Annotated in this window: 24 protein-coding genes and 1 pseudogene; 6 read left to right on the plus strand and 19 right to left on the minus strand. The window is 61.3% G+C overall.

Annotated features, from left to right (window positions below; genetic code table 11):
- The 3 genes from Q7T10_RS06200 to Q7T10_RS06210 form a co-directional block, all read left to right on the plus strand.
- A partial coding sequence (locus Q7T10_RS06200; RefSeq protein WP_304746944.1) for a dockerin type I domain-containing protein occupies positions 1-385 on the plus strand: 385 nt, incomplete at its 5' end.
- Entirely contained in the window at positions 382-1107 is a 726-nt protein-coding gene (locus tag Q7T10_RS06205; protein ID WP_304746945.1) for a cohesin domain-containing protein, read from the plus strand. The genes Q7T10_RS06200 and Q7T10_RS06205, both read left to right, overlap by 4 nt.
- Positions 1108-1541: 434 nt before the next feature.
- Positions 1542-2750, plus strand: coding sequence for a sensor histidine kinase (locus Q7T10_RS06210; RefSeq protein ID WP_304746946.1), 1209 nt, complete (start codon positions 1542-1544; stop codon positions 2748-2750).
- A gap of 78 nt (positions 2751-2828) precedes the next feature.
- On the opposite strand, the gene Q7T10_RS06215 is transcribed toward Q7T10_RS06210, so the two are convergent.
- From Q7T10_RS06215 to Q7T10_RS06280, 14 genes and pseudogenes are all read right to left on the minus strand, one after another.
- The gene (locus tag Q7T10_RS06215; protein WP_304746947.1) at positions 2829-3485 is read right to left on the minus strand and encodes a response regulator transcription factor; all 657 of its coding nucleotides are present in this window, start codon (positions 3483-3485) and stop codon (positions 2829-2831) included.
- Between the two features lie 71 nt (positions 3486-3556).
- On the minus strand, positions 3557-4072 hold the full coding sequence (locus tag Q7T10_RS06220) for a type II secretion system protein (RefSeq protein ID WP_304746948.1): 516 nt from the start codon (positions 4070-4072) through the stop codon (positions 3557-3559).
- A gap of 19 nt (positions 4073-4091) precedes the next feature.
- Complete coding sequence (locus Q7T10_RS06225) at positions 4092-4475, minus strand: type II secretion system protein (RefSeq protein ID WP_304746949.1); 384 nt, start codon at positions 4473-4475, stop codon at positions 4092-4094.
- Positions 4476-4490: 15 nt separating this feature from the next.
- The gene (locus tag Q7T10_RS06230) at positions 4491-4982 is read right to left on the minus strand and encodes a type II secretion system protein (RefSeq protein ID WP_304746950.1); all 492 of its coding nucleotides are present in this window, start codon (positions 4980-4982) and stop codon (positions 4491-4493) included.
- Entirely contained in the window at positions 4979-7291 is a 2313-nt protein-coding gene (locus Q7T10_RS06235) for a secretin N-terminal domain-containing protein (protein ID WP_304746951.1), read from the minus strand. The genes Q7T10_RS06230 and Q7T10_RS06235 overlap by 4 nt, the downstream gene beginning before the upstream one ends.
- On the minus strand, positions 7291-7818 hold the full coding sequence (locus Q7T10_RS06240) for a hypothetical protein (RefSeq protein WP_304746952.1): 528 nt from the start codon (positions 7816-7818) through the stop codon (positions 7291-7293). The genes Q7T10_RS06235 and Q7T10_RS06240 overlap by 1 nt, the downstream gene beginning before the upstream one ends.
- The gene (pilO, locus tag Q7T10_RS06245) at positions 7815-8324 is read right to left on the minus strand and encodes a type 4a pilus biogenesis protein PilO (protein WP_304746953.1); all 510 of its coding nucleotides are present in this window, start codon (positions 8322-8324) and stop codon (positions 7815-7817) included. The genes Q7T10_RS06240 and pilO overlap by 4 nt, the downstream gene beginning before the upstream one ends.
- Before the next feature lie 44 nt (positions 8325-8368).
- A complete protein-coding gene (locus Q7T10_RS06250; RefSeq protein WP_304746954.1) occupies positions 8369-8911 on the minus strand; it encodes a PilN domain-containing protein in 543 nt (180 codons plus the stop codon).
- Positions 8912-8917: 6 nt separating this feature from the next.
- Positions 8918-9760, minus strand: a complete 843-nt coding sequence (locus tag Q7T10_RS06255; RefSeq protein WP_304746955.1) for a hypothetical protein — start codon at positions 9758-9760, stop codon at positions 8918-8920.
- On the minus strand, positions 9738-11435 hold the full coding sequence (locus Q7T10_RS06260) for a GspE/PulE family protein (protein ID WP_304746981.1): 1698 nt from the start codon (positions 11433-11435) through the stop codon (positions 9738-9740). The genes Q7T10_RS06255 and Q7T10_RS06260 overlap by 23 nt, the downstream gene beginning before the upstream one ends.
- Positions 11436-11437: 2 nt before the next feature.
- Positions 11438-12628, minus strand: a complete 1191-nt coding sequence (locus Q7T10_RS06265; protein WP_304746956.1) for a type II secretion system F family protein — start codon at positions 12626-12628, stop codon at positions 11438-11440.
- A 58-nt stretch (positions 12629-12686) separates the two neighbouring features.
- On the minus strand, positions 12687-13136 hold the full coding sequence (gspG, locus tag Q7T10_RS06270) for a type II secretion system major pseudopilin GspG (RefSeq protein ID WP_304746982.1): 450 nt from the start codon (positions 13134-13136) through the stop codon (positions 12687-12689).
- Positions 13137-13360: 224 nt separating this feature from the next.
- Positions 13361-14245: a histidine kinase gene (locus tag Q7T10_RS06275; RefSeq protein WP_304746957.1), complete on the minus strand. Its 885-nt coding sequence runs from the start codon at positions 14243-14245 to the stop codon at positions 13361-13363.
- A 267-nt stretch (positions 14246-14512) separates the two neighbouring features.
- Positions 14513-14788 (minus strand): annotated as a pseudogene (locus Q7T10_RS06280) (transposase); the annotation flags it as partial.
- A gap of 182 nt (positions 14789-14970) precedes the next feature.
- Here Q7T10_RS06280 and mutS point away from each other — a divergent pair.
- From mutS to Q7T10_RS06295, 3 genes are read left to right on the plus strand one after another with little or no spacing between them, the layout of a single operon-like run.
- Positions 14971-17598, plus strand: coding sequence for a DNA mismatch repair protein MutS (gene mutS, locus Q7T10_RS06285; protein ID WP_304746959.1), 2628 nt, complete (start codon positions 14971-14973; stop codon positions 17596-17598).
- A 29-nt stretch (positions 17599-17627) separates the two neighbouring features.
- Complete coding sequence (locus tag Q7T10_RS06290) at positions 17628-18455, plus strand: proteasome-type protease (protein WP_304746960.1); 828 nt, start codon at positions 17628-17630, stop codon at positions 18453-18455.
- Positions 18456-18458: 3 nt separating this feature from the next.
- Positions 18459-19280, plus strand: coding sequence for an alpha/beta fold hydrolase (locus Q7T10_RS06295; protein WP_304746961.1), 822 nt, complete (start codon positions 18459-18461; stop codon positions 19278-19280).
- Positions 19281-19301: 21 nt separating this feature from the next.
- Here Q7T10_RS06295 and Q7T10_RS06300 read toward each other — a convergent pair whose 3' ends face one another.
- The 5 genes from Q7T10_RS06300 to Q7T10_RS06320 form a co-directional block, all read right to left on the minus strand.
- On the minus strand, positions 19302-20159 hold the full coding sequence (locus Q7T10_RS06300; RefSeq protein WP_304746962.1) for an undecaprenyl-diphosphate phosphatase: 858 nt from the start codon (positions 20157-20159) through the stop codon (positions 19302-19304).
- Between the two features lie 146 nt (positions 20160-20305).
- On the minus strand, positions 20306-22117 hold the full coding sequence (locus Q7T10_RS06305; protein ID WP_304746963.1) for a long-chain fatty acid--CoA ligase: 1812 nt from the start codon (positions 22115-22117) through the stop codon (positions 20306-20308).
- Between the two features lie 2 nt (positions 22118-22119).
- On the minus strand, positions 22120-22938 hold the full coding sequence (locus Q7T10_RS06310) for an ABC transporter ATP-binding protein (RefSeq protein WP_304746964.1): 819 nt from the start codon (positions 22936-22938) through the stop codon (positions 22120-22122).
- Between the two features lie 16 nt (positions 22939-22954).
- On the minus strand, positions 22955-24130 hold the full coding sequence (locus Q7T10_RS06315; RefSeq protein ID WP_304746965.1) for an ABC transporter substrate-binding protein: 1176 nt from the start codon (positions 24128-24130) through the stop codon (positions 22955-22957).
- A gap of 54 nt (positions 24131-24184) precedes the next feature.
- Positions 24185-25222, minus strand: a complete 1038-nt coding sequence (locus tag Q7T10_RS06320) for a branched-chain amino acid ABC transporter permease (protein ID WP_304746966.1) — start codon at positions 25220-25222, stop codon at positions 24185-24187.
- Positions 25223-25299: the final 77 nt, after the last annotated feature.

The following is a 25299-nucleotide window of genomic DNA, read 5'->3' on the forward strand; positions in this document are numbered from 1 at the left end:
CAGCGCCACGGTGAATGCGACGACCGGGGCGATCAGCTACACCCCGCCCGCCAGCTTTTCCGGCACGGTCTCCTTCACCTATACCGTCAAGGACAACGCCGGCGCCACCTCCAATGCCGCCACCGTCACCGTCACCGTGACAGCGGTTGGGCCAGCTCCCGGTGACCTCAACGGCGACGGGGAAGTGGACAAGGACGACATCTCGATTCTTCTGGCCAACATCAACCTTTCCACCCACAGCAGTAAATGCGGGACGGCATGCGACCTGAATGGTGACGGAATAATTTCCCTCTTGGACCTGCGGAAACTTCAAATCTATTTGCTCGAGAGAATCGCGCGCCGCCCGATGAACCAAAAATCAATCATGAGGAGACTTAAGCCATGAAAAATCTGATCGCCAATCTTGCTTGTCTTATCTTGCTGCTGGGCGCAGCGCCGGCGCAGGCGATTCTCCTTGCCTTCACGCCCTCATTCCAGACTGTGGCGTCTGGCTCGCTGGCCACCGTCAGCCTGAGCATCGCTGGCCTCGACGGATCGGCCACTGCTCTGGGGGGGTTTGACCTTGATCTCGGCTTTAACCCGGCGATCTTGTCGCTGCGGGGAGTGCGCTTCGGAGATCCAAGTCTGGGCGATCAACTGGATCTGGGAGGATCCAGTGCCCTCATATGCTCGTCAGGCTATGACACATCCCCGTCCTGCCCTGCCGACTTGACCGGCGGCGTGGTCAATCTGCTGGAGCTTTCCCTGGATGCACCGGATGTTCTTAACGCCTTGCAGGCGGACAACTTCGTCTTGGCGACATTCTCTTTCAACACCCTGTCGCCGGGCCAGAGCGCCCTGTCCGTGGTTCGCCTGGAGCTGGCCGACGCTTACGGAGACCTGCTGATCGCAGACATACAACCCGGCGGCATCACCGTGTCCGCCCCAAACGCCATTCCCACGCCATCAAGCTTGGCGCTTTTCGTGATCGGAATGACCATGCTGAGCTTATGCAATCGAAAACAACTGCGGTTACCGCGCCGCGTGGATCACACCAAGGGGGCAGGGGAGATAATTTTACCGGGGCGAACCTTCCAAGCCACTATCTATGGCCAAGCCTGTAATTGAAGGGATTTTTTTGCTGTGCAATTGCGGATGGATCCGAACCGCGAGATCGTGCGGGATGGTTTGGAATAGCCGGAACGAAGTTATATCCATTAAGGCTTGAACCATGCGTTTTCGTGACATCATCAGCCAAGCCTACGCAGCACGCCCCAGCGGAGCAATACGCTGAACACCGTTAATTGGCGGACGCGGGAATACGAAGATGCATATTTCGCTGCGACGTGCTTGCCGTACCGGTTTGACTTCGGCTATCGTTGAAACATTGCCACTCCTGCGCAAGGATCCCTATGTTCAAGTTGCTACGCTACTATTCGGTGGCAAGCCTCATTGCCATCCTCGCCACAGCCGTTCTGCTGATCTGGTTTTACCGGCAGGTGGCGATTCAGGGCATTGTTCAATTGGCCGAGCGGAGCAACATGAATCTGGCGCAAATCGCCATGGACCCCATCAAACCGGCACTCCTTGAATTCCTTGGCACGGCAGCAGATCTTCGTCCGGGCAGCGCCAGCCTCCCGTTGCCGACCGAGCTCGCTGGGTCGATCAAGATCCTGATGCAGGACAGATTCATTGTCAAGATCAAAATCTATAACCGCCAGGGGGTGGTCGCCTTCTCTACCAAGCCGGCCGAGGTTGGCACCGATCGGAGTGACAACCAGGGCGTCATCGCCGCGATGCACGGCGGCGTGGGTAACGCTCTGGTTTATCGCGACACCTTCAACAGCTTCGACGGCGTCACTGAAACCGACAACCTGATGCAAACCTATCTACCGGTGCGGGACGGCCCGGCCGATCCGATCCAGGGGGTATTCGAACTTTACGCCGACGTGAACAACCTGGTGCATCAAACGGAACGAACCGAATTCATCATCATGGCAGGCGCCATCCTGATTTTGTCGGCCTTGTATGCTGTGCTGATCGTTATCGTGCGCCGCGCAAACTACATCATCGAACTGCAGCAGCGCACCATACGCGAGCGAACCGAAACCCTTGAAATTCTGTCCGCACACATGTTAAAAAGTGAGGAATTGCACAAGAAAAAAATTGCCTTCGAGTTGCACGAGGGTTTGGCACAGACCTTGAGCGCCGCCAAGCTGCTGGTGGAAAACGGTCAGAATCATAGGGTGTGCAATGCGGCTGTGGCTGCCGAATGTGTGGGATCGATCATCCCGGTATTGCAGGAGGCCATCCAGGAGGTCAGGACAATCGCCACCGACCTGTGGCCGTCCAGCCTGGATGACCTTGGCTTGTTGCCGACCATCAACTGGTTTTGCCGGGAGTTCGAACAGCGGCATCCTGGCATCCGCGTCGAGAAGCAAATTTCCCTGCAAGAGCGTGACATCCCGACGCCATTGAAAGTCATCCTGTACCGCATCATTGTGTCGGTGCTCGACGACATGGCGCAGTACACGAACACGGGGCGGGTCCATCTCGCCCTGTGGCTGGATGACAATGCGCTGGTTCTGCTGATCGATGATACAGCGACCGAGGCGCGCGACACGACGGTAACCGCGCTGACGCACCTCAAGCCGCAACTGCGGGCCGGATTTGACCGGATGGAGGAGCTCGCGACCCTGTCCGGCGGCGCCTTCACTGCTTCACGTCATTCGGACGGTGGCATGACGCTGCGCGCGGCATGGCACCGCTAGTGCTACCCCGTCAGAAATGGAATGTGCCGGCAGGCGCTGGCTTTCATCGTCCTGATTGGCAGCAATGGCGACAGCCCGTCAGGTGGTCAACAGGCCTTTTCCGATGGCATAGGTGGTGAGCATCGACGCGTTGTGCAAATCGAGTTTCCTCATCAGGTTGGAACGGTGTTTTTCGACAGTCTTAATGCTCAGACAGAGATAGTCGGATATGTACCTGTTGGGGTGGCCTTCGGCGACGAGTTTCAGAACTTCTCGCTCGCGGTGGGTCAGCGTGTCCCAGGTGCTGCTGACATCGTCTTCCTTGCCGGTGCTCAAGTAACCATGGATCACTTTGCCGGAGATGTCGGGGCTCAAATATGTCTTTCCATTGAGGATGCTACGAACCGCCACCCGCAATTCATCGTGCGATGCATCCTTGAGGATGTAGCCGTCGGCACCGGCCCGCAGACTCTCATGAATGTATTCGTCGGTCTTGTGCATGGTCACCACCAGTACGCGCGTGTCGGGATTGCGCCGCTTGATGTCCCTCATGGCCTCGATGCCATTCATGCCCGGCATGGAGAGATCCATCAGGACCAGATGTGGCTCGAGCGCTGCGATGGCGCGGATGGCATCGCGTCCATTGCCAGCTTCTCCGACGATCTCCAGGTCGGGATCCAGCGACAACAAGGCACGCAGCCCTGCTCGAAGCAGAGTGTGGTCCTCAACGAGGAAAATTCGATGTTTCTCACCCATGATGACCCTCCATCAACTTTTCTGGCATTCCCACGAACCTCCGGTTCCCATATGGGCGATGCCCCCACAAGCTAGCCTGGCGCCTGCATGAACACCCAGTCCGAGTATTTCATCATGCTCTCAAAATGCCTGTCCGGCAGCCCGAAATTGCTCTTTTTCAGCGGCTCGTCGTTGGACAGGCTATGCACCCCGTAAATCTCCCCGCCCGGTCCGGTAATCAAGCCCCACTCTGCGTTGCCCGTCATCGGATCCACGTCGATTTTTCGCAGGTAGCGCTGAATTCCTGGATAGCGTGGATCCTGCAGCAACTCTTCCAGATGCAGGGGCGCGCGCCTGGCTTTACCCGGCGTATGCTTGGCATAGCGGTTGAGGGCAAGCCGAAACTGCTGCCCGATGAAGAGTAGTTGCTGCTCTTTTTCTCGCTTTTGCAGCGTATGCCAAACCTGCCCAGAAGCAGCGAGGGCAATCCCCATCAGGGCGACAAGTACCAGCACGCCGATATAGGTGAATCCCCGTTCACGCCGAAAAACAGAGACCCGCTTGGCCGCGGGCAAAGCTGCTGTGTGATTCTGAGGCGAGTGATTCATGTTGTCAAAAGCCTCGCGGCTACCAGTTTTGATATTCCGTGCCATCCCGCGCGATGCCCTGGGCGCCGCTCTTGACGTCATACACGCCGCCCATTTCGGGCTGGGGCGGCGGTATGCCGACCCAGGTCGCGTTGCTATCTGTGATCGGGTCAACTGGCATGCTGCGCAAGTATTTGGTGCTGACCAGTTCATCAAGCGCAGCGGGATACTTGCCCTTGTCACCATAATATTTATCCAGGGTGTCTCGCAGCAGGGCGAGGTTCTGCTGCAACACCGCCTCGCGGGATTTTTCCAGGCTGGAAAAGTAGCGCGGCATGGCCATGGTGAGCAGCGTCGCGATCACCGCCAGCACGACCAGCAGTTCAATCAGGGTGAAGCCGGATTTTTTTCTTTCTGGTGTCATGTCCGTCTCGCCTTCTTACCATCTCACGTAGGGAATGCCATTCAGACCCGTGCCGGACGCCAGCGAATGAACGTCGAATACGTCTTCGCCTTCCTCCGGCGCCTCAGGGCTGCTTACATAGCTGCGTTTGCCCCAGGTTTCCTCATCCGGTCGTGTCGGGTCGGTAAAAAACGGATCGCGTGGAATGCGCCGCAGAAAGTAAATCCGCTTCTTCCTGTCCGGGCTGCTCGCATCGGGTACCCCGTCAATCAGCACCTGCAGGGACCTGGGATAGCCGGACTCCTGCATAGCGCTTGAAATCCGGCCTTCTTCGACGGCCTGCTTGTGGGCGTCCAGGGCAGTTCGCATCTCCCTCAACGCCAGACGCAGTTCGTGCTCCTTGCTGCGTTTCACGGTCACTTCTGCCAGAGGCAAGGTGACCGATGCCAGCAGACTGACAATCGCCACCGTCACCATCATCTCGATCAGGGTGAAGCCAGACCACTTCGAGGCGAAGTGTGCACTCATGGCATCACCTTGATGACATGAGGATCAGGCGTGGTCGCCGTCAGCGCCTCGCCGCCCGGTCCGCTGGGTGCCAAACGGCCCACGACGATCTGCGAACGGGGATTGGCCGTGATAGCCTCAAATACCAGGGTGACCAGACTGCCCGTCCCGCTCGCTCCACCCGCCCCTCCGCTCGAGATATCCAGTTGGATCTGGCCACTCGCCTGATTGATGGTTTTGGTCAAGACGGATTGCATGTTGTCCTGTTGGAGGAAACCGCCTTCCACCACATCGACCGCCTTGAACACGTCGGGGTCGAAACCCACCAGCAGATCAAGACGGTTCATCGACTGCACAGAGTTGACGTTCAGCGTCAGGTTGACCGTTTCACCCGGTTTCACCTGCGCGGGGCCTTGCCAGGACAGCGTAACGGGGTTGACCGTCGCGGCGACCGGCGGGCCGGGCGGGACATCCCGGCGCGGCGCGACCGTCGGGCGCGGACGCGCCAGGGGCGTTGCAGATGCGCTGCTGGTGACGGCCACGCTACCCAAGGATTTGATGTTAAGCGTGCCGCTGCGCAGGCTGGACTCGGTGCCTGCCCAATACTCCACTTCGCTGAAGTCGGGCAGGCGCGCGCTCCCCACGATACGGGGGGTGATGGACAGTACGATTTCGGTTTTCGTGCCGCCGTCCTTGTGACTCGAGAACAGCCGGCCGATCACTGGCAGCTGGCCGAGGCCGGGCACCTTGCTGGCGATCTTGCGATCCTCGTCGCTGATCAGGCCTGCCAGAATTTGCGTTTCACCGTCTTTCAGGCGCAGCACCGTGCTGGCGTTGCGCGTGCCAACTTCATAAGCAAGCGTGCCGGATTGCGAGTTGGGCACTTCCTTGATGATGGAACTGACATCCAGCCCCACCTTGATCACGACTTCATTGTCTCGATGGATGTCGGGTTCCACTTCCAGCTTCAGGCCGACGTCCAGGTACTGCACGCTTCCGGTGATGACTGGAGTGCCGGTCGAGACCGGCGTCACCGCATTGGTGATCACCGGCACCCGGCTGCCAATCATTATTTTTGCCTTCTCGCGGTTACGCACCCGGATGCGCGGGCTAGCAAGGACGTTGGTGTCGCCATCTTCCAGTTTGAGGTTGAGCGTGGCGCTCAACGGGCTTGCCAGCAACTCGTTGCTGCCCAATCCCCGCAGCTGCCCCAGGGTGGTAGCGCTCGCCGGCGTGCTCAGGGTAAAGCTGCTGGGCCACTTGATTCCCAACTCGCTCAGACGCGAGGTGCTCACTTCCAGCACTTCCACTTCCAGCATGACTTCGGGCTCCGCGATGTCCTGATCAGCGACCATTTTTTCCGCCAGGCGGATCGCATCGGGGGTGTCGCGCATCATGATGGAGTTGGTCTTCTCGTGGATGAAAATATCCTTGGTTTTCAGCAGCGTCTTGATCATGGTCAGCATCTGCTTGGGATCGGCATTGGTCAGATGAAAGCTCCTGATTTTCAAGTCCTGGTAGTCCTTGAGTTTGGCTGCGGTGCCGGGATAGATGAACACCGTGTTGTCGCTGATGACCTTCTTTTCCAGCTGGTTTTGCAGCAGGATCAGGTTGATGGTGTCTTCCACGGACACGTCCTTGACGAAAATCGAGGTTTTCAGATCAGGCTTGACGTCCCGGTCCAGCAGCACGTTGATCCCACTGGTGCGCGACAGCGCCTCGAACACCATCTTAAGATTGGCGTCACGGAATTGCAGGGTGACCGGCTTGGTGAACTTCGCCTTGAGCGAGGGCTCAGTCAGCGCTTCCTTGGCCACCTGCTCGTCGATTTTTTGCTGCAATAGCAGAGCTTTCCCGTTCTTTGGATTTCCCAGCAAGACCGGTTTGAGGGCGGCCCGCGCGGCGTCGGTATCTCGCTGTTTGAGCAGGGCTTCCGCGCGTTGCAGCGCTGCGTCGTGACGGCCGTCCATTTGCAGCATTTCGAGGCCGAGCACAGCCCGGCTGTTGGCCGGATCGATGCCCAGAATGCGCTCAAACATGGCCTGCGCAGCCGCTTGTCGACCGGACGCCCGTTCGCTGTTGGCCGTTGCCAGCATGCGAGTCACCGTCTGCTCGCGGCTGCGCAGCAGATCCGCACGATAAGACAGGTTGTCAGGGGCGGCACGGCTGGCTTCGGTCAGCTTGTTCAAGCTTTCCTCGGCGCGCCCTTCGGCCAGCAGCGCCAGTCCATCCTCATGCAGCTGATGGCCGGCGCATCCCGTTAGAAAGGCCGCCAGCAGCGCGAACCGCATGACGATGGCGCCCATGAACTTCACCTCGGCAGCATTCATCATGTTCCCCCTGCACTGATGGTTTGCTTGATATCCAACGGCAGGTAGGTCAATTCCAGCTGCCCGCCGCCCAGACGCTCCACGCGGTAGGTGTTGTCAATCACGTCCCCCTCGGCGACGGTGTAAATCCGGTCTCCCTTGACCAGCAAAATGATCCGCATCCCGCCTTCTTCATAACGCCCCATGAAACTGAACGGCATCGGCGGGGCAGCGGGGGGCGGCGGGGGCAGGGGCTTGGACAGCGGCTTGGGCGGCGGCGGGGGCGGCGGCACATGCCAGGTCATCGCCCCGAACGCATTGCTGGCCACCTTGTCGGCGTCCGCGGGTGCATCCGGCCGCTGCAGGCGTTCCAGATCAATGCCTGGCTGTGGATGCACCGGCTCTCTGGACACGGCTGGCATGCGCGTTATCGGCGGCAGCACCGGTTTGTCGCCGGGCTTCTCGCCCTTTCCGGAAGCGCCTGACAGGACGATCGTCACGGCCAGCACACCGAACAGGGCGATCTGTCGCCACGGCCGCGCGCTCATGAAGCTTTCCCCAGAAAAATGACCAGCCTGACTTTGGCATCGACCAACGGATCGCCGACCTTCTGGCGTTCGAACTGCACCTGTTCTAGCGAAACGATCGGTATCTCGGCGCGCAGATCGGAAAGAAACCTGCGTATTGTTTGATACTCGCCCTTGAGCGGCAGGCTCATCTGGAAACGGGTCAGTTTGCCGGCTTTGTCGCGTTCCGCCTTGTACTCGGCCTGTTGCAGAGTGAGCCCGTCGCGCTGGGCGATGGCGACGATCTTGCCGACCCACTCGGTCGCGTCATGCTCGCTGGGGAAAAATCGGTAATAGGCCGCGAGTTGTTCGCCCAGCGGACGCGCGCTGTCATTCGGGGCCTGGCCCCCTTGGACAACTCGCTCATGCAGCGAACTGGCACGCAGTCGGGCCGCTTCCAGCCGCTGCTGCGCTGGTTGCACGGTCGAGAGATAGAGCGCTAGGCACATCACAAGCCCCACCGCACCGGCGGCGCCCGGCCAGCCCATTTGGGAGCCCCTGTGTCTTGAAAGGGAAGGCAGACGAAGATTCATCACGGTGCAGCCTCCTTCCAGTGGGCGAGCAGGGAAAATCGTACCGGCTTTTCGGGGTCGTCCTTCTGAATCTGGTGGTTCTGCAGCATGACGCTGCCAAACACTTCGCGCGTCGAGAGTTGCTTCACGTAATCCAGCAAAGCGTTGAAGTCCTTCGCTTCGCCGCTGATTTTCACCGTGCCTTTGTGCAGGTCAGGCTCCAGGGACAGCAGCGCAATGCTTTTCTCGCCCGAGGTTTCTACTGCATTGAACAGCGCGTTCCAGGGCAGGCCAAGCTGGCGCACAACTTGGTTGGCCTGTTCGACTTCCAGCCTCTGCGCACGCACTGCCTGTTCCGTGAGGGGTCGCGACACAAGCGCGCGGCGACTGGACAGCCGTTCGTTGTGCTCGACCTTGCTTTCCCAGAAGGCGATCTGTTGATTCAGCGTTTGGTAATAGCCGCCTATCAAGGCGAGCGCGACCAGCGCTACGACCAGCAACCCCAGCCCCAGCCACGGCACGGGTTTAAAGACACGCTGGTAATCGAGGTGCAGGGCATGCATCGCTGTTCACCTCGCAACTGCCATGGTGAAACGCCCGCCTTGCGCCGACGCGGCACCGGACGCCAACCCGGGGCTGAACGCATGGAACTGCCAGGGATGGATTTCCGGGAGCGCAGTGTCATCAGATTCCACGTTCCACACATAAACCTCATGCGGCACCGCCGGGTCATCGGCCAGATACGCTTCCCGCTCGAGAATCAGTGGGAGTTCTTCACGCCATGTGCTGTCGACCCGCAGGCTGCGCACCCGTGACCAGTGCCCGTTGCGTAGCAAGGCAAGACACAGATTACCCGGTTCAAGCAGCGCAAACCATGCGCTGTGCTGCTGCAGGTGGACTCTGAGGCTGTTGAAGGCCGCCATCAGATGGGGCTGTATGGATCGCAGGGTGACGCCTGCCCCGTTAAACACGCCTCTCAGGGCATCAAGCAACTCCGCATCCACCGCGCTGGCCAGTCTGGACATTTCAGGCTGTCGATCGCCCAGGCGCAGTTCCCACTGCAGGGCGGCTTTCCCATACACCCTGATGAAGCAATGCCGGGCGAAGGACAAGTCCTCTTGCGCATCGGCCAGTTCGCCCCGCCAGGGCACCACGGCGTAGCGCAAGAAATGATTGGACAGGATCACCGTGGCCGTGGTCTTGCCGTCTGCACAGCCAGGCAGTGCACTCTCCAGTGCCTGTAATGCAGCGCGCCACAGCTGGGCGCCGGTTGCGCTGTCACAGGACGCAATGTGCGGGTCGTGGATGGTTCGGCGCAGACCGCGCAAGGTCAGCGTGCGCTGCACCGGCAGCAACGTCACTTGGTTGGGGCAAACCAGCACTCGCAATTCATTGTGCAACCAGGGTGACACGGTTGATCTCCTCCAAGGTGGTTTCGCCCCGCCCTACCATCTCCAGCGCAATGTCGCGCAAAAAGCGGGTGCCGTTGCGTGCTGCGGCCTCGCGAATGACGCGTATCGGCTGACGGGCAATGATGGCTTCGCGGATTTCGTCGTTGAGATGCAGAATTTCGCCGATGGCGCGGCGTCCCTTGAAGCCGGTGCCGCGACAATGTCCGCAGCCATGTCCGGAACGGAAGGTCATGTTGCGTGCCAGCTCCGTGGGGATGCCGGAATCCGCCAGTAAGCGGGCATCGGGCTGATCCGCGTCGGCGCAATGCGGGCAGCTCATCCGCAACAGGCGCTGCGCCATGATGCCGTTCATGGCAGAAACGAAGCTGTAGGGGTCGACCCCCATGTGGATGAAGCGGCCGATCACATCGAACACATTGTTGGCGTGCACAGTCGTGAACACCAGGTGGCCGGTCAATGCCGACTGCACCGCAATCTGCGCGGTTTCAGGATCACGGATCTCGCCGACCATGATCTTGTCCGGATCATGCCGCAGGATGGAACGAAGGCCGCGGGCAAAGGTCAGCCCCTTCTTCTCGTTGACCGGAATTTGCAGGACGCCGGGCAATTGGTATTCGACCGGGTCCTCAATGGTGACGATCTTGTCCTGGCCGTGATTGATCTCGGTGATCGCGGCGTACAACGTGGTGGTCTTGCCCGACCCGGTGGGGCCGGTCACCAGCAGCATGCCGTAGGCCTCGCTGGCCAGGCGGCGCAGCTGGCTCAGCGTGTGCTCGTCGAATCCGAGATAGTCCAGGCGCAGCCCCTTCATCTGGTCAGACAGGGCTTGCTTGTCAAGGATGCGCAGCACCGCATCCTCGCCGAAGATACTGGGCATGATGGACACGCGGAAATCCACCTCGTGCCCTTGCACCGACACCTGGAAGCGGCCGTCCTGGGGTATTCGGCGCTCGGCGATGTCGAGTTCGGACATGATCTTGATGCGGGAAATTACCTGCTCGGCCAGTTCCAGCCCCGCCAGCGATCCGACCGTGCTTAGCACACCGTCGATGCGGTAGCGGATACTCAGGCCCCCCGGCGTGGTCTCCAGATGAATATCGCTCACCGACGCTTTCAGGGCGTCGTACACCGTCGAGTGCACCAGCTTGACCACCGGGCTGGTGTCTTCGCTGATGCTCTTGAATGACAGGTCGGCGGCCCCGCTCTGAGCACTGAGGTCGCGGTCACCACTGGGCAGCAGGCCATCCATGGCATGCAGCGTTTCCTCGTGGCGGGCCAGATATGCCGCCACGTCGGCACGATGGGCCAGACACCAGCGGAAACGGTCGGCCACGCGCTGCTCAGCCCATGCCTGAAGACCGCTATTAAAAGGATTGGCCATGACCAGCACCAGCGCATTGTTCTCGTCGCGCAGGGCCACGCACTCGCGTTCCAGTGCCTCGGCGAAAGGCAGCACGTCGAAGGCGGGGGCCATGCGGTGCAGTGCCTCCATCGCGGCGGCGGGGTAATGCAGCGTCGTCGCCAGCGTCTGCACAAAACGCTGCGGATCGAGTCCGGATTGTTCCTCCAGCACGTCCACGGTGGCGCGCTGCGTCTGCTGTGCCGCACTGCGCGCCGCGTGCACCTGCGCCAGCGAAAACCCCGGCCCGGTGCTGACATCGATGGGCTCTGCCATATTCACTGGATGCTCCCCGCAAGTTCGAAGATCGGGAAATACATCAGCACCACGATGCCGCCGATGATCAGTCCAATAAACACCATCAGCAAGGGCTCGAACAGCTTGGTGAAGCGCTCCACCCAGCGCGCTGTCTCGTCCTCGTAAAACGCCGCGATGCGCTCCATCATCTCGCCCATGCGCCCGGTGCGTTCGCCCACGCGAAGCATGCGCGAAGCCACGGGAGTGGTGAGGCCGTATTGCTCCATGGCGCTGGAAAGCGCATGGCCTTCACGGATGCTCGCCGAGGCCAGCGCCAGCTGGCCCCGCAGGGAAGACTCCAGCAGGTCGGACACCATCTGCAGGGAAGTCAACACCGGCATGCCTCCGCGCAGTAGCATGCCGAGCGAACGGTAAAAGCGGGCGAGCTGAAAAACATGCAGCCGTCTGCCGAGGCTGGGCAGTTGCCACAGTTTGCGCATCAGCCACTGCTTGCTGGCTGGGCGAGTGGCCATGTAGATCGCGCCGAGGAGCGCCAGCAAGGCGACCGTCAGAATGGCTGCGCCATTGGCGTCCAGCATCTGGCCCCAGCGTATCAGCAGCCGTGACATCAGCGGCAAGTCACCGCCGATATCGCCATAGATATGGCTGAAACGCGGCACCACGTACACCATCAGAAACAGCGTCACCAGCGCGCCGACACCGGCCAGCAGGAGTGGATAGATGGAGGCACTGACCACCTGCCGCTTGACGGCGTCCATCTGCGATTGATAGGCGACATAGCGCGCCAATGCTTCGGGCAAGCCGCCGGTTTTCTCGCAGGCGCGCACGGTGGCCACATACAGCAGCGGAAAATTCGCTGGCGAATGCTGCAACGCGTGAGAAAAGGTATGCCCTTCATAGAGGCTGGCGATAATCTGCCCCAGCGTTTTCCGGATGTCGGGTTGCTGCTCCTTTTCGGCCAGAGTTTCCAGTGACTCCACCAGCGACAGCCCCGCTTCCAGCAGGGCCAGCAATTCCTGACTGAACAGGACCAGCGGAAATCTGCCCGTGCCGGGCTTGCGCCACGCCGGCCAGCCTGCTTTCGGCTTGATCGCGATGACGGTATACCCCTGCTCTTTCGCCTGGATCGCGGCATCGCCGACGTCCACGGCTTCCAGCGCGAATGCCGTCAGCTCGTCTTCGCCGCGTAATGCCTTCACCTCATAGCGCATGGTGTTTCCCCCACATCGGACCGCTGCTTGCCTGGTCGCCTGATCACACGTGAATTGCCTACTGCCAGTTCGTTATTTCGGCGGCTTCTCCCTCGCCGCCGGGCTTGCCATCCTTGCCGTAAGACAACAAGTCGTATTCCCCATGCTCGCCCGGCATGATGAACACGTAGGGCTTGCCCCACGGGTCGGGCGGAACCGATTTATTCAGGTACGGACCATCCCATTTGGCCTCGTTGACCGGTCGTTCGACGAGAGCCACCAGCCCCTGCTCCGTGCTGGGGTAGTGCCCGTTGTCCAGCCGGAACTGATCCAGCGCCTTGCCCAGCGCGTTGATCTGGGCCCGTGTCGCCTTGACCTCCGACTTGCCGATCTGGGAAAAGTATTTGGGCCCGACGTAGCCGACCAGCAGACCGATGATCACCATGACCACCAGCAATTCAAGCAGAGTAAAACCGCGCCTCTTTCGGCGTTCGGAGCCCCCGCCGCTGCCGCACCCTGTCTTCTGCATTTCCACACCCTCCCGTACCCGCCCCAATCCGACCATCACCGACAAATGTCCTACAGGCGTTGTCCTTACTTTAGCGCCACAGGTGCAGTGTGGCTCTGGGTGAATCACCGTATACGTTCATACGTAGTACACGGTATTTTTCAGGTAGTGCAACTGCGTAGCAGCGGTCGGCCGAGACGGCTCATGTGTCCTACGGCGAATCGGATGCGGGACAGGAATCGGCTTCAGCCGAGAAATTGCCTGCAAGGCCACGACACCCGGATGCCGGTGCCTTGCCCGGGGACGGACTCAAGGTGGTAGGTTCCACCTGAAAACAATGCGCGCTTCTTCATGCTAAACAGTCCTAGCCCCCTGGTCACACCTTCGGCACACACGATGCTGTCCGGAGCAAAGCCACAGCCATTGTCCTCAATCAGAAGATGCAACACATCATCGATACGGTCAAGACGGACGCATACCCGGTCGGCCGCAGCGTGCTTGATGATGTTGTTGGTAGCTTCCTGGAGAATGCGATAGAGAGTGATATGCAGTGGCAACGGTATTTCGTGTTCGGCAACATTGAACGCCGTCTCGACAACAATATCGCCGCACGTGGCTACGAATTCACGGAAAAACCAAGACAGGGTGGCCAGGATGCCCAGATCATCGAGTATCGACGGCCGCAAATCCGTGGAAACGCGGCGCAACTCGTCCAATGCATCCCCGACCCGGGGCATTAGCTGTTGCAGCGACTTCCTTGCCTCGTCGGTCGCGCCTGCGGCCAGAAGCTTGGCGAAATTTTCGATCGAGAGTTTGATCAGGCTCAGGGACTGCCCCAACCCATCGTGTAAATCCAACGCAATCCGCCTCCGCTCATGCTCCTGGATCGACACCATCAGGCCGGATAGTCGTCGCAGCTCCATGAGTTCCTGGCGCTCCAATGCGCTCAGTTCTCCAGCATCGTTGGACGCCCTGGTCGTCGTTGGTTGCGCTTTACGCACCCAGCTCAGGATACTGGTGATGTGGCAGCCAAACTCTTTGGCCAAGTCGCCGGGGTTGCGCCCAGCTTGGACCAGTTCGACCATTTGCTGACGAAATGGCGGCAAGTACGACGATTTAGTAACAGGCATTTCGAACTCCGTCTTTGAGAACAATAAGGTGTCCGTGACATGAGGTCTACTTCACATAAGACGACCCACTCAAGTCTGCTCTTCGGTTCAAACCCTGGCATCAGCTGTCAGCCGCATCAACTCAGATACCCCTCAAAGATTTTCTCTTCCCGGCGCATAGCCATCTTGCGTTTTCTCAATTTGTATCCTTTTGTATCCTGCAATCTATAAGTTCAATCAGTCGCAATGGCGTATGCCATCGGGCCCATCTCCGACTGGACTTCACCCGGACAGCTTGGCAAAGTACGTGGCGGCCTTTTTTGGGATGTCACGCTCCTCGTTGGCCCTTTTAAGTTCAGCCTTGAGCCGGGACATCTCAGCCTTGAGGGATGCGTTTTCGCCGCTGCCCACACCTTGCTGTTGTTTAGCGAGGCGCACCCAAAGGTAAAGGCTTTTGTCCGACACGCCCAAGCGCTTGGCCACATCCACCACCCCATGACCACGGTCGGCCACTTGCTTTACTGCCTCAGTTCTCAAGTCCGCTCGGCATCTGACTCTCACCATAATCAACTCACTAATTCAACTTCGACCTTGACAGGTTTCTGTTCAAGCGAGTGAAGTCCAGCAACTGCTTGATACTGAAGGACAATTCAAGGCCCCAAGGCTATGCAAGCCCGCTGAAAATTTCATTGACTGCATCCGCGAAAATGCAGTGACAAAAGCCTATCCAACACGCCAAGCCATAGATGCAAAACGATATTTCCGACAACAAGAAACCCGCTGCCGGGGTCGCTGAACATACCCCCATGATGGCCCAGTACCTCGGCCTCAAAGCCGACTACCCGGACACGCTGTTGCTGTACCGCATGGGCGACTTCTACGAAGTGTTTTATGCCGACGCCGAGAAGGCCGCCCGGCTGCTCAACATCACACTGACCCAGCGCGGCCAATCGGGCGGGCAACCGGTGGTGATGGCGGGCGTGCCGTTTCATTCGGTGGAAACCTACCTGGCCCGGCTCATCAAACTGGGTGAATCGGTGGCCATCTGCGAGCAGGTGGGCGAAGTCACCGGCAAGGGACCGGTGGAGCGCAAAGTGGTGCGCGTGGTCACGCCCGGCACGCTGACCGACATGGAGCTGCTGAGCGACAAGACCGAGTCGCTCCTGCTCGCTGTGCACCAGGGCCCGCGCAATACCTGCGGCCTCGCCTGGCTGAGCGTGACGCAGGGCGAGGTGCATCTGGCCGAATGCGCGCCCGACGAGGTGGCGGAATGGGTGGCGCGCATCAGCCCTGGCGAAATGCTGTTCAGCGCCGGGGCCACGCCGGCCTTTGAAGCCCGCTTGCGCGGCCTGCAGGCTTCCGGGGCGATGTCCATCACCGTGCGGCCTGACTGGCAATTTGATCCAGCCCTGGGCGAGCGCAAACTGCTGGCGCAGCTCCAGGCCGCCAGCCTGGCGCCCTGGCAGGCGCAGGAGCTGCCGCAGGCGCACGCGGCGGCCGCCGCCCTGCTGGGCTACGCCGAACACACGCAGGGCCGTGCCCTGACGCACGTCCACAGCGTGCGGGTGCAGCGCAATGACGAGTTGATTGATCTGCCACAAACCACCCGGCGCAACCTCGAACTCCTGCAGACCCTGCGCGGCGAAGACCAGCCCACGCTGTTTTCGCTGCTCGACACCTGCATGACCGGCATGGGCAGCCGCCTGCTGAAAAACTGGCTGCTGTCGCCGCGGCGCGACCGCAGCGAGGCGCAGCAACGCCTGAACGCCATTGCCGCACTGCAACGGGGTCCGTGGGCCAGACTGCGCGAGCAACTCAAGGGCAGCACGGATGTGGAACGCATCACGGCCCGCATTGCGCTGCGCCAGGTGCGTCCGCGTGAGCTGGTGGCCTTGCAGCTGACGCTACAAAAAACAGAGCTACTCGCGCCCATTCTACGGGGGCTAGAGGCCTATTTGACTCATATTTCCGGGCAGCTCCTGCCCCCCCGGGACTGCGCCGAATTGCTCAGCCGCGCCATTGACCCGGAGCCCGCTGTGCTGGTGCGTGATGGCGGCGTGATCGCCACCGGCTTCGATGCCGAGCTGGACGAGCTGCGTGCCATTCAAACCAACTGCGACAGCTTTCTGCTCGACCTCGAAGGACGCGAGAAAGCCCGTACCGGCATTGCGAACTTGCGCGTGCAGTTCAACAAGGTGCATGGCTTCTTCATCGAGGTCACGCAGGGGCAAGTCGACAAGGTGCCCGACGACTACCGTCGCCGCCAGACGCTCAAGAATGCCGAGCGTTTCATCACTCCGGAACTCAAAGCCTTTGAAGACAAGGCCCTGAGTGCGCAGGAGCGTGCCCTGGCGCGTGAGAAATGGCTGTACGAACAGGTGCTGGACCAACTGCAGGTGTTCGTGCCAGCGCTGACGCAGGTGGCACGCGCTCTGGCCACGCTGGACGCGCTCTGCGCCCTGACCGAGCGCGCCCTGACGCTGGACTGGTGCGCCCCGCAGTTCGTCAAGGAACCGTGCCTGGACATCACGCAGGGCCGCCACCCTGTCGTGCAGGCGCGCCTGGCGGAGACCAGCAGCGGCGCCTTCATCGCCAACGACACACGCATGGGGCCCAAGCAGCGCATGCAGATCATCACCGGCCCCAATATGGGCGGCAAGTCCACCTACATGCGCCAGATCGCCGTCATCGTGCTGCTGGCCAGCATGGGCAGCTATGTGCCGGCCAGCGCCTGCCGCCTGGGTCCGATCGACGCCATCCACACCCGCATCGGCGCCGCCGACGACCTGGCGAACGCCCAGTCCACCTTCATGCTGGAGATGCTGGAAGGTGCGCAGATATTGCACGCCGCCACGCCCAACTCGCTGGTGCTGATGGACGAAATTGGCCGCGGCACCTCCACTTTTGACGGCCTGGCACTGGCCTCGGCCATTGCCAGCCAATTGCATGACAAGACGCAGGCCTACACCCTGTTTGCCACCCACTACTTCGAGCTGACCGAGTTCCCGGCCAGGCACCACGCCGCCGTCAACGTGCACGTCAGCGCCGTCGAGTCCGGCCGCGACATCGTGTTTTTGCATGAAATCCAGCCCGGCCCGGCCAGCAAGAGCTACGGCATTCAGGTGGCACGGCTGGCCGGCATGCCCGCGGCGGTGGTGAACCAGGCGCGCCACACGCTGGAGGCGCTGGAAGCCCAGGCCACGCAAGCCCATGCCCAGGTGGACCTGTTTGCCGCACCGCCCGCGGCAGAAAGCACGGCTGTCAGCGCCGTAGAATTGAGCCTTGCCAACATCGACCCCGATGCCCTGAGCCCACGCGAGGCGCTGGATGCGCTCTACGGCCTCAAGAAACTAATCTCGCAGGGACAAACCTGACGATCTGACCCACCTACCCCAGGACTTCCATGACCTACTGCGTCGCCATCAAACTCAACGCCGGACTGGTGTTCCTCTCCGACTCGCGCACCAACGCCGGGCTGGACCAGATCAGCACCTTTCGCAAAATGATCGTCTACGAGAAGCCCGACGACCGCTTCATGGTGCTGCTGTCGGCCGGCAACCTGAGCATCTCGCAATCGGTGCGCGAGATTCTGCAGATTGAGCAGCTCAAGGAGCACGCGGAAAGCGAGCCCATCACCATCTGGAACGCCAGGAGCATGTTTGACGCCGCGCGCGTGCTGGGCTCGGCGATTCGCCACGTCTACGACCGCGATGCCGCTTCGCTCAAGCAGGCCGGGGTTGAATTCAACGTGTCCTTGATTTTTGGCGGCCAGATCAAGGGCGAAGGCATGCGCCTGTTTCAGGTGTACTCGGCCGGCAACTTCATTGAGGCAACGCCCGAGACGCCGTACTTCCAGGCGGGCGAATCCAAATACGGCAAGCCCGTGCTGGACCGCGTCATCACACCCGACACCCCACTGGATGAAGCTGCCAAGTGCGCGCTGGTGTCGATGGACTCCACGCTCAAGTCCAACCTGTCAGTAGGTTTGCCGCTGGACATGGTGGTGTATGAAGCCAACCAGTTCCAGACCGACAAGATCGTGTGCATCGATGAGAACAACCCCTATTTCAGGATGCTGCATGGCAGTTGGGGGCAAAAGCTGCGTCAAGTGTTTGACAGCATTGAAGACCCGATGTGGAACGGTGAGCAAACCGAGGTGCCGCTGATGACGCAGTCCGGGCGCAACCGGCCGCTCAAGAAGATCAGCACCCCCCAGGAAAAACTGATCTGACCCATGCCCCTCATCATCTTCTCCCACGCCAACAGTTTTGCCGCCAGCACCTATGGGGTTTTGTTCAAGAGTCTGAAGTCACGCGGTTTCACCGTCAAGGCGGTCGAGAAATTTGGCCACGATGCCAAATACCCTGTCACCAACAACTGGCCGCATTTGGTCCAGCAGCTCCTCGACTTCGCAAAAGCCGAAGTCGACAAGGCCGGTAAGCCGGCATTCCTGGTCGGCCATTCATTTGGCGGGTTTGTCAGCCTGATGGCCGCCGCGCGCGCGCCCGAGCTGGCCTGTGGCGTGGTGCTGGTCGATTCCCCCATCCTGGGCGGCTGGCGCGCCACCACGCTGGGTGTCATGAAAAGCGCGCAGATGGTGGGGGCGGTTTCACCCGGCGCGGTCAGCCGCCAGCGCCGCAACAACTGGCCCAGCCAGGAGGCGGCACTGGAGCACTTTCGCCACAAGAAAGCCTTTGCCAAGTGGGACCCGCAGGTGCTGCACGACTACATCGCCCACGGCACCCATGACGAGGGCCGGGGTGATGAAAAAAAACGGGTGCTAAGCTTTGACCGCGCGGTGGAGACCGCTATCTACGACACCGTGCCCGACAACCTGGACCGGCTGTTTCGCCGTCATCCCATCAAGTGCCCGGTCGCCTTCATTGGCGGCAGCCATTCCGTTGAAATGAAGCAGGTGGGCATGGCCATGACCGAGCGCATCACCAGGGGTCGCATCATGATGCTGGACGGCAGCCACCTCTTTCCCATGGAAAAACCCATTGCCACCGCCGCTGCCATTGAAGCGGCGCTGCTCAACCTGCAGAGCCTGGGCTGAGCTGGCCCGGCCGGGCAGGCGTCAAGCCGCCCAGGTAACGACGCCGCTCCACGCGGTCGCCAGCACCACCACACCAAAGACGATGCGGTACCAGGCAAACGGCACAAAGTCGTGGGTCGACACGTAGCGAATCAGCCAGCGAATGCACAGCAGCGCGGCGAAAAACGCCGTCACGGTGCCCACCGCGAACATCGGCAGGTCCTCCCAGCGCAACAGCTCGCGCTGCTTCCACACGGAATAGGCGCCGGCCCCCATCAGGGTCGGAATCCCCAGGTAGAAACTGAATTCCGTGGCCGCCTTGCGCGACAGCCCCAGCACCAGGCCGCCGATGATGGTGGCCCCGCTACGGCTGGTGCCCGGAATCAGCGCCAGGCATTGCAGCAGCCCGACCTTGAGCGCATCCAGGTAGCTCATGTCATCCACCGTCTCCACCCGGGCGTGACGCTTGCCTGCCAGGTCCATTTCACCGTACCGTTTGCGGTGGCGGTACTCGACGGCGAGGATGATCAACCCGCCAACGATGAAGGCCATCGCCACCGGCACGGGGCGAAACAGGTTCGCCTTGATGACGGCCCCGAAACTGAGTCCCAGCACCACAGCCGGCATGAACGCGATCAGCACATTGAGTGCGAAACGCTGTGCCACCGGGTCATGCGTGATCCCCATCACGGTACGCAGCAGGCGCGCGCGGTATTCCCACATCACTGAGAACATCGCACCCGTCTGGATGGCAATCTCGAAGACCTTGGCCTTTTCGCCGGTGAAGTCCAGCAGCGATCCCGCCAGAATCAGGTGCCCGGTGGATGAAATGGGCAGGAATTCCGTCAAGCCCTCGACGACGCCCATGATGGCGGCTTTGATCAGCAGTGCGATGTCCAACAAACTCTCCAATAAAAAAGTGACTCTGACCCCCGCATTATCTGCGCGAACAGCTCACATATTCATAGCGCCGGGCCTGGCTGGCCAGCAGCCGGGAAGCCCGGTGCGTTTGCGGATGGGAGAGACAATCCAGCGGACCGCGCGGATCAGTGGTACAGCGCTTCGATCTCTGCCGCGTAGGTCTTGTAGATGCTTGAGCGGCGCACCTTCATGGTGGCGGTGACTTCGCCGTCGTCATGGTCCAGTTCCTTGGTCAGCAAGTGGAACTTTCGGATCTGCGACACCTGGGCCAGGCGCTGGTTGCCCTGGGCGATGTCGGCTTCGATCAGTTCGCGCACTTTCGGGTGTTCCACCAGCGAGCGGAAATGGGTGAACGGGATGCGCTGGGCCTCGGCCCATTTGCCCACGGTATCAATATCGATCATCACCAGCGCACCGACAAACTTGCGCCCTTCGGCCACGATGACGCATTCCTTGATGTAGGGGCTGCCCTTCATCGTGTTCTCGATCTCGGACGGCGTGAGGTTCTTGCCGCCAGCCGTGATCATGATGTCCTTGAGGCGGTCCACGATCTTGAGCTGGCCGCCCTCCTCGCGCACCACGTCGCCGGTGTGCAGCCAGCCGTCCCGGATGCTGGTGGCCGTGGCCTCGGGGTTTTTGTAGTAACCGGCGAACACCATGTCTCCCCGAATCTGGAATTCACCTGCCTCGCCGATACGCCACTCGACGCCCTGGGTGGGCGTGCCTACCGTGCCGACGATCACCTGGTCCAGCGGATGGCCGGTGACCATGCCGGTGGATTCGGTCAGGCCATACACCTCGACCAGCGGCACGCCCAGCACGCGGAAGAAGCGCACCACATCGGGTGGAATCGGCGCGGCGCCGGTGAGTGCCACCTGGGCATTGCGCAGACCAATGAAATTCTGCAGTGCGCGAAAGATGCTCCAGTAGCTCGCGAAGTACACCAGTTTCTCGCCGGCAGTCCAGGCGCTGCGCGGCTTTTCAGCCAGGGGCTTGCAGGCCGTATAGGCCTTGTTGAACAGCCAACGGCGCAGGCCACCCGCCTCCTGCAGCTTGATGCTGATGGAGGCGTGCATCTTCTCCCAGATGCGCGGCACGCCCAGAAACATGGTGGGCGCCACTTCGCGCAAGTCTTCCTGCACCGTGCGGATGGATTCGCCAAAGTTGACCTGCGAGCCGGTGTAGAGGGGCACGAAGGTGGTCAGCATCTGCTCAGCCACATGGCACAGCGGCAGGTAGGACAGGTGGCTGGTGTCTTGCGTAAGGCGCAGCCGCTCCACGATGCCGGGCACCACGCCGCGGATGTTGCGGTAGGAAATCATGGCGCCCTTGGGCTTGCCGGTGGAACCCGAGGTGTAGATCATCAGGCCCACATCGTCGAGCGTCTGCCGGGCCAGGGCTTCGTCAATCAGCGCCGGGTTGCCGGCGACGGCACCCATCTGCTCCACCTCGTCGAAGGTGGCAATCAGCCGGCGCGCCTCAGCCGCAAAGCTGCGCAGGCCCTTGGTCTCCATGACCACGATCTTGCGCAGGCGTGGCAACTGGTCCAGCGCTTCGAGGACCTTGTCGGTCTGCTCCTGGTCTTCGCAGACCATGATTTCAATGTCGGCATGGCCCACCACATAGGCCACCTCGGAGGTCGGGCTGGTGGGGTACACGCCCACCGTGACGGCACCGACCAGGCCGGCGCCCATCTGCGCCAGCACCCATTCAATGCGGTTTTCGGAGATCACGCCGACATGGCCACCCTCGGGCAGACCCAGGGCGCGCAGGCCCAGGCCGAAATGGCAGGCACGGCGGTAATAACTGGCCCAGTCGTAGGGCTTCCAGATGCCGAAGTCTTTTTGCCGGATGGCAATGCGTTCCGGCATGGTGCGTGCGCGCTCGCGCAGCATCTGCGGCAGGGTCATCTCGGGGAATGCGGGTAGTGGGTGCATAGTCAGGAAAGCCAGCGCTTGCGGCGCTTGTAATGCTTGATCTCGCGGAAGCTGCGGGCTTCGCCGCCGCCGCCCATGCCCAGGTAGAACTCGCGCACGTCGGGGTCGCTGGCCAGCCGCTCGGCGCTGCCGTCGATGACGATCTTGCCGTTTTCCATGATGTAGCCGCTGTGCGCCACGGCCAGCGCCACGGTCGCGTTCTGCTCCACCAGCAGCATGGACACGCCGCGCTCGGCGTTGATGCGCGCGATGATGGTGAAGATGTCTTCCACCAGCTTGGGCGACAGGCCGAGCGAGGGCTCGTCCAGCAGGATGAGTTCGGGCTGCGCAATCAGCGCGCGGCCGATGGCCAGCATCTGCTGCTCGCCACCCGACAGGTAGCCGGCCAGCCCCTTGCGCCGCTCGTGCAGGCGCGGGAAATAGGTGTAGACCAGGTCGAAGTCGGGTTTGACTCCGCTGCGACCTGTGAGGGCGTAGGTGGCGGCCACCAGGTTTTCTTCCACCGTGAGGTCTTCGAACACCCGGCGCCCTTCCATCACATGGCTCACGCCCTGGCGCACCAGCTGCTGGGGCGCCAGCCGCGCGGTGGGCTGGCCATTGAACAGGATGCTGCCGTTCTGCAGCTCCCCATCTTCCAGCGCCAGCAGGCCCGAAATGGCCTTGAGCGTGGTGGACTTGCCCGCCCCATTGCTACCCAGCAAGGCCACGATCTGGCCGCGCGGCACGGCCAGGGAGAGGCCGCGCAGGGCCTGCACCACCTTGTTGTAGATGACCTCGATGTTGTTGACTTCGAGGACGTGGTCCGTGCGGGGCAGGTTCATGTCCAGACGCTTGTGCTTACAGAGCGATCCAGTCGGACGCGGCCACCATCTTCTGCGCCTTCATGTCGGCCTTGTAGACCCGCCCCACCGGAATGGAGTTGCCCTTGATGGTGATTGGCACGCCAATGAGGCCGCCGGTGTCGAAGTCCTTGATGCTGTTGAGCGCAGCCTTCAGGTTCTTGCCGTTGAGCTCCTTCTTGGCGTCCAGCGTGCGCTTGGCCGCTTCGGTGAACAGCATCGCCGCCAGGAAGCCCTGGATGTAGGCCGTGCTCTGGTACTCGGGGTGCAACTGGCGGATCTTGTCGAGCATGGGCGCCTTGGCCGACGTGTCGTAGTAGTAGCGGTAGGGCATGACACCCATGAAGCCGTCACCGGCCTCGCCCATCTTCATGACGGTGGAACTGTCCATGGTCCAGAAGGTGCCCATCCACTTGCTGGTCATGCCCTGCTGCTTGCCCTGGGTGATGAATTCCGGAATGGGCGCAAGGATGTAGCCATGGAAGATGGTGTAGTCGGGCGCAGCACGGCGCAGCTTGATGACTTCGCCCGAGACGTCCACGCTGCCGGCCGGCGTCATGATCTTGACCGGCACCGACAGTCCGAGCTTCTTGGCCAGCGCTTCGCTGCTCTCGATCGGGTCGCGGCCGAATTCAGAATCCGAGTAGACGAAGGCAACCTTGGCGCCCGGCTTCTCTTTGGCAATGTGGCGCAGCAGGATGCCGAACATCTCGGTGTAATCGGGGCCCACCAGGAACTGATTCGGGTATTTGACCGGGTCGTTCAGCTCGGTGGCGAACGAGGCGCCGGCCATCATGATGTTGCCGGTGCGGTCCAGCTCCGGGTTGATGGTCTTGGAAAACGCGGTGGAGTCGCCGTAGTAGAGGTTGACCTTGTTCTGGCTGGTGATCTTCTTGAAGGCGGCCACGGATGCATCGACCTTGTAGCCCGTGTCTTCCGGCACATAGCGCAGCTTGCGGCCCTTGATGCCACCGGCGTCGTTGACCATCTTCACGTAGTCGGCAATGCCGGCATTGATGCCGACGCCGGCAAACGCGAACACACCCGTCATCGGAATGGAGCCGCCGATGACGATGTCCTCGCCGGCCTGGGCCTGGGCCAGAGGAACGACGAGCGAGGCGCCCGCTGCCAGCAGCAGCGCGCGGCGACGTTGGGAAATTTGTGATGTCTGCATGCTTATCTCCTTTTTGCTTGCTGTATCCATGGCCTGCACGGTGCGCGAACGCACTCAGTTACGGAAAGGCCACAGGTGGAAAAAGCGGCGAATGCGCCGCCACACTTCTGCGAGCCCGTGCGGCTCGAACACCAGAAACCCGATGATCAACAACCCGAACACCACGGTGCGTACGGGCGACAGGAAAACCGTGAGCGCGCTGCCGCCAGGCATCAGGTCCACCCCGAGCTTGAGCAACTCGGGCACCATGGTCATGAAGACCGCGCCCAGAATGCCGCCCAGGATGGTGCCCATGCCGCCAACGATGATGGCGGCCAGGAAGAAGATCGACATGGTCAGCGGAAAACTCTCGGGCGTGACCACGCGAAAAAAGTAGGCCCACAGGCCGCCAGCCACGCCCGCGTAGAACGACGACAGACCGAACGACAGCAGCTTGTAGCGCAGCAGCGGAATACCCAGCACCTCGGCCGAGATGTCGCGGTCGCGGATGGCAATGAAGGCCCGCCCGACCCGCGTGCGAAACAGATTCGTCGCGCCCAGCAGCATCAGCACCATGACCGGCACGATCACCCAGTACAGCCGGAACGAGGTGTCCAGCAGCATGCCAAAGAACCTTGCCGGTGGCACCGTGAGGCCGGCGGTGCCCCCGGTGAATGCCATGTTGGCAAAAAGAAAATGCGCGATGAACGACGCGGCGATCGTGGCAATGGCCAGATACAGGCCCTTCACGCGCAGCGACGGTATGCCCACGATGAGGCCGCCCAGCATGGCGACGAAGCCGCCCGCGAGCAGGTTCAGCAGGAACGGCGAGCCAACGCGCAATTCCAGCACCGCCACGGTGTACGCGCCCAGCCCCATGAAGGCAGCCTGGCCCAGGCTCACCAGCCCGGTGTAGCCCGTGAGGATGTTCAGGCCGGTGGCACTGGCCACGTTGATGCTGACCAGACAGGCCAGGTACAACCAGTAGTCACTGGCCATGAAGGGAAACAACACCAGCAAGGCGGCGCCCACGGCCAGCCACGCTTTCTGGGTGCGCGAGTCAAACAGCGCCGCGTCGGCGATGTAGGACTCTTTAAGCGTACCGATGCGCATCAGGCCTCCCGCCGGGCCGCCCCAAGGCAGGCTTGGGCCCCCTTGGGTGGCAGTGAATACACGCAGCGATGAACGTG

It is taken from the genome of Rhodoferax sp. (assembly GCF_030646845.1).
GTDB lineage: Bacteria > Pseudomonadota > Gammaproteobacteria > Burkholderiales > Burkholderiaceae_C > Rhodoferax.

Coding starts and splice junctions, on each gene's coding strand:
- Q7T10_RS06240 (WP_304746952.1), bottom strand. CDS start 7,818: ATGAGCGCGCGGCCGTGGCGACAGATCGCCCTGTTCGGTGTGCTGGCC.
- Q7T10_RS06305 (WP_304746963.1), bottom strand. CDS start 22,117: ATGCACCCACTACCCGCATTCCCCGAGATGACCCTGCCGCAGATGCTG.
- Q7T10_RS06260 (WP_304746981.1), bottom strand. CDS start 11,435: ATGGCAGAGCCCATCGATGTCAGCACCGGGCCGGGGTTTTCGCTGGCG.
- Q7T10_RS06205 (WP_304746945.1), top strand. CDS start 382: ATGAAAAATCTGATCGCCAATCTTGCTTGTCTTATCTTGCTGCTGGGC.
- mutS (WP_304746959.1), top strand. CDS start 14,971: ATGCAAAACGATATTTCCGACAACAAGAAACCCGCTGCCGGGGTCGCT.
- gspG (WP_304746982.1), bottom strand. CDS start 13,136: ATGCAGAAGACAGGGTGCGGCAGCGGCGGGGGCTCCGAACGCCGAAAG.
- Q7T10_RS06225 (WP_304746949.1), bottom strand. CDS start 4,475: ATGACACCAGAAAGAAAAAAATCCGGCTTCACCCTGATTGAACTGCTG.
- pilO (WP_304746953.1), bottom strand. CDS start 8,324: ATGGGCTGGCCGGGCGCCGCCGGTGCGGTGGGGCTTGTGATGTGCCTA.
- Q7T10_RS06320 (WP_304746966.1), bottom strand. CDS start 25,222: ATGCGCATCGGTACGCTTAAAGAGTCCTACATCGCCGACGCGGCGCTG.
- Q7T10_RS06265 (WP_304746956.1), bottom strand. CDS start 12,628: ATGCGCTATGAGGTGAAGGCATTACGCGGCGAAGACGAGCTGACGGCA.
- Q7T10_RS06295 (WP_304746961.1), top strand. CDS start 18,459: ATGCCCCTCATCATCTTCTCCCACGCCAACAGTTTTGCCGCCAGCACC.
- Q7T10_RS06210 (WP_304746946.1), top strand. CDS start 1,542: ATGGACCCCATCAAACCGGCACTCCTTGAATTCCTTGGCACGGCAGCA.
- Q7T10_RS06275 (WP_304746957.1), bottom strand. CDS start 14,245: ATGCCTGTTACTAAATCGTCGTACTTGCCGCCATTTCGTCAGCAAATG.
- Q7T10_RS06250 (WP_304746954.1), bottom strand. CDS start 8,911: ATGCATGCCCTGCACCTCGATTACCAGCGTGTCTTTAAACCCGTGCCG.
- Q7T10_RS06310 (WP_304746964.1), bottom strand. CDS start 22,938: ATGAACCTGCCCCGCACGGACCACGTCCTCGAAGTCAACAACATCGAG.
- Q7T10_RS06215 (WP_304746947.1), bottom strand. CDS start 3,485: ATGGGTGAGAAACATCGAATTTTCCTCGTTGAGGACCACACTCTGCTT.
- Q7T10_RS06315 (WP_304746965.1), bottom strand. CDS start 24,130: ATGCAGACATCACAAATTTCCCAACGTCGCCGCGCGCTGCTGCTGGCA.
- Q7T10_RS06235 (WP_304746951.1), bottom strand. CDS start 7,291: ATGAATGCTGCCGAGGTGAAGTTCATGGGCGCCATCGTCATGCGGTTC.
- Q7T10_RS06290 (WP_304746960.1), top strand. CDS start 17,628: ATGACCTACTGCGTCGCCATCAAACTCAACGCCGGACTGGTGTTCCTC.
- Q7T10_RS06220 (WP_304746948.1), bottom strand. CDS start 4,072: ATGAATCACTCGCCTCAGAATCACACAGCAGCTTTGCCCGCGGCCAAG.
- Q7T10_RS06230 (WP_304746950.1), bottom strand. CDS start 4,982: ATGAGTGCACACTTCGCCTCGAAGTGGTCTGGCTTCACCCTGATCGAG.